We start from the raw sequence: 3,561 nt of genomic DNA, 5'->3' as shown, positions 1-3,561 counted from the left end.
TGTTACGCGCCGCGATAAAATGATCTCGATTAGGCAAAATAAAATATCCTTAAGTACAGCATAATACCGCCTTAAAAAGTCGGATGGGATAATTTGCACATTAAGAATTGAACCGAAAATGCAAATTACGGCATTCTTATCAGCTCAGCAAGTTTAAACAAACGTTAAAAACCACCTGATGGTGGTTTTAGAAATCGTAGTCACCCTTAATAGCTTTTGTTCAAGATTGTCTGCTTTCGCTTTTTTATCCATACTGTTGATAGTATAACATCCGATTGGGGATTTCATCCCCAAACCCCTAGGGTTTAACGAATAAAAGTAAAAAGCTGAATCAAATAATTCGGGATGTCCCTTCTCCACCGGGAGACCCCGGCAGAGGATCAGCTTTCCACTTCCTCCGGTTACTCGGGTCGCACCCCTGCGTTGCCCTGGCCACCCGGAAGAGAAGAGACACCCCAGAAATATCAAGAAGCAGTAATGCTCATCTCATTTAAAGCACGAAGCATTAGTTCTGAATTCAAAGTTCGGGTCTTTTCCCTAGCGCCGCATATTAAGCCCATTGTGACAAGATTATTGATTTTTCTTGCAAAACCTGCGGTAGAAGCATAAATGAACTCATAGGCATTCTCCTCAAAAATAGATTCGCAAATGCCACAAGCTTTTAGACGTGAAAGTATGTATTCCTTTGTTTCATCTCTACTTAATCCGTTGAAAGTATAGTTGACGATAATTCGTTGCCGTAATGCCTCATGTATCTGTCTATTCAACTGAAGCACCAGTTTGGGCTGTCCTGAAAGTATGACAATACACGGATTCCTGGTATCCATATCGAAATTCAGGATCAGTCTTAAATCATCAAGAATAGCATTTGATATGAACTGAACCTCATCGATGATTATGACAGGAGTAATATTTTTACCGGCATAGTTTAAAATGGATTCTTGGATCTGTTTGAACAATTCCACCTTCTTGTATGTGGGGATGACGCCCAGCTGATCACACAGGAGCATGTAGAATTCCTTTACCGTGAGGGTAGTAAGAGGGACATACACGGTCTTGAAGAGATTCCTGTTGAGTGAAGATACAAAACACTTGAGAGAAAATGTTTTCCCGCAGCCTGGTTCACCGGCAATTAGGGCAATTCCCTTGACCTGTTTGAGATACTCAAGTCTGTTGCTGGCCTGAGTAAAGTCATTAGACTTAAAACTGTATTTGATATCAACCTCTTTAGAAAACGGGTTGAAATCCATGCCATAAAATGCTTGAAACATAAACAATATCTCCTTTGTTATTGAGAAAATTCCGAAAAATCTATAGGTAAAACCTTAGAGTTTCGCAGTACTTTTGAATTAGCCACCCTGTCGACAGGATGAATAGCTTCCAGACATTTTCCGTTGTCATTAAATATATAGGCCTTGTCGAGACAGGTGGGATCGTAGCGTACGTTTATTCGTTCTCCGATATACTTAGCAGGTACTTCGAAGTGCACATTTAGGATAGGGAGCGTAGCATCATTTTTGATTTTTCTTGTCGTTCTGTACAGAAAGATATGGTCAAGCTCCTGTTTAGAGGATACAAACCGTATTTTATCAAGATGCTCTAGATATTTGTCAATTGGTTTAGTTTTAATGGTAGAATGAATGGTCTGATGATATTGGTCCTCAATATAGCTGTTGAGCTTTTGGTTTAATTCTTCAAGGGAATTAAGCTTCGTCCAGTCCAAGAGATTTAAAAACTGAGATTGGAACGTATGGAACCAACGTTCAATTTTTCCCTTACTTTGAGCTTGGTATATTTCGGCATGGGATAAGACTGTACCCAGAGAGGCGCAGATAAACTGGAGTTGATCTGAACGATAAATTTGCCCATTGTCAACAAAAAGTTTTTTAGGAATTCCTCGGCGCTGTACAGCCTGCTTAAATACTGAGAGCAAGGAGATCAAGTTTTGTTCATAAAATGCTGAGCAGGCCATTATTGCCCGTGAATTATCATCAATTATGGCTATGATGTAAGTTTTCTTCTTGAAGCCATTAATTGTAAGATATGGACCTGTACTTACGTCGGATTGCCAACAGTCTCCCGGGAATTCCATAGAGAAAGCCCGGCGGTCTTTATGTTCGACGCTCTTTCTGTTAAGTTTATGATTTGACACAAACCGCTGGATAGTAGACATAGAAATAGAATCAGGAGCGACAATACCTTTGACCACCATCTCATGAAAAATTACACGAACAGGTTTTGATGGGTTTTCTGTTTTGGATTCGATGATGTATCGTTTGGCAACTTCATTCAGCAACCTCGAAGTACCGCAGTCGCTTCGCTTTGCAGGATACAGTCCTTCAATCCCGTGCTTACGGTAATCGGTCAACCAATCTTTGATGGTGGAAGGCGAGAATTCACGACTACCATAGTAAGGGGTTTCATAAACCTTGCCGCAGATAGATTCGATATATGCTTTTGCGGTAGGTTGGACATAGGAGTTTATCAAAAGAGGTGCAATGAGAGAGTATTTAAACAGAGCTATCTTCTGCTTTGTAGTTTCATCCATAAGTGGCATACCTCCTCTAAATCGTCTATATGCTAAATATTGACAAGCATGGGGGCGTATATTCAAATGGACGTGGTGAAAAGGAGTGTGGGATGAAAAGACGCATCAATTCGGGCTGTTGTCAGCCGAAATGAAAGCTTTAGCAAAGTGACTAAACATCATTTTATGCAGTAAAAATACGGATAAATTTAAAAAATGGCAGAATAAGACCTTTCATAACAGAAGTAATCAAGGAGACATGAAATAATTACGGAACATCATTTGATAATCCAAGTTGAAGGAACCGTAGAACCTATTGTAAAGAAATATCTTCTTCAACAGGATACCGGCAGCAACAAAATCATTAAGAGATAATATATCCACATCATAATAAAAGCTGTCATAAGCTGTAAAGAAGCTGTTTATCCTGAACTTTTGTGAGTTAAACCTTTTCATATAGAACAGAATAGACTGTAGTGATATATGACAGTGAGAACCAATTTCCTTCATGAGTGCGGGTACATGGGAAGGAGTGCGATACAGGGTATAGACTATATAAAGGGTAATTGTAATTAAATCAAAGGAATACTGAAAATACGGGATAAGAAAAGACGGAAGCATAGAGCATGTTTTCTTGCAAATGGGACACTTGAAACGCTGGATATTGATTTGAAATATTTGAGAGATAGTGATGACGTTACGGGAGTATGTCCCGTGACGGTGCAGACGTCCTCCGTAAGAGCATCTTTTGCAGCCAAATTTGCATACATTGATATTTGTTTTCCCTAAAATGAAGTTTCGTGTTATATTTCCAACAAATCTGGCAATAATAATCATAGATGTTATTACCAAAGAGGGAAAGCAAATTAGGACGACAAGCCGGCTTTCCCTTTTCCCTTTCTAAGAAAATTATTGCCAGATACCTTAATTTGCATAACAAAAATGCAGATTATTTCATCTCTCTGCTTCTTTGCTGTATGGTTCAATTTGCATAAATGAATACGAATTTGTCTGATTTATTTTGATTTATAACA

General features: G+C 39.0%; 3 protein-coding genes. All 3 read right to left on the bottom strand.

Annotated elements, in window-relative coordinates; all coding sequences use genetic code 11:
- Positions 1-153 precede the first annotated feature (153 nt).
- The 3 genes from PQ963_06150 to PQ963_06140 all read right to left on the bottom strand — a co-directional run bounded on the left by PQ963_06150 (position 154) and on the right by PQ963_06140 (position 2,548).
- Positions 154-288: a hypothetical protein gene (locus PQ963_06150; GenBank protein MEN4029245.1), complete on the bottom strand. Its 135-nt coding sequence runs from the start codon at positions 286-288 to the stop codon at positions 154-156.
- 176 nt (positions 289-464) lie between these two features.
- Entirely contained in the window at positions 465-1,271 is an 807-nt protein-coding gene (locus tag PQ963_06145) for an AAA family ATPase (protein MEN4029244.1), read from the bottom strand.
- Between the two features lie 17 nt (positions 1,272-1,288).
- A complete protein-coding gene (locus PQ963_06140) occupies positions 1,289-2,548 on the bottom strand; it encodes a DDE-type integrase/transposase/recombinase (protein MEN4029243.1) in 1,260 nt (419 codons plus the stop codon).
- Between the last annotated feature and the right edge of the window lie 1,013 nt (positions 2,549-3,561).

It is taken from the genome of Methanobacterium sp. (assembly GCA_039666455.1).
GTDB lineage: Archaea > Methanobacteriota > Methanobacteria > Methanobacteriales > Methanobacteriaceae > Methanobacterium_D.
Note: the sequence above shows the minus strand (reverse complement) of the source record. Positions and strands in the feature narration are given on the sequence as shown.

Excerpts from the sequence above, each read along its gene's own strand:
- PQ963_06150 (MEN4029245.1), bottom strand. The coding sequence starts at position 288 with ATGAAATCCCCAATCGGATGTTATACTATCAACAGTATGGATAAAAAA.
- PQ963_06145 (MEN4029244.1), bottom strand. The coding sequence starts at position 1,271 with ATGTTTCAAGCATTTTATGGCATGGATTTCAACCCGTTTTCTAAAGAG.
- PQ963_06140 (MEN4029243.1), bottom strand. The coding sequence starts at position 2,548 with ATGGATGAAACTACAAAGCAGAAGATAGCTCTGTTTAAATACTCTCTC.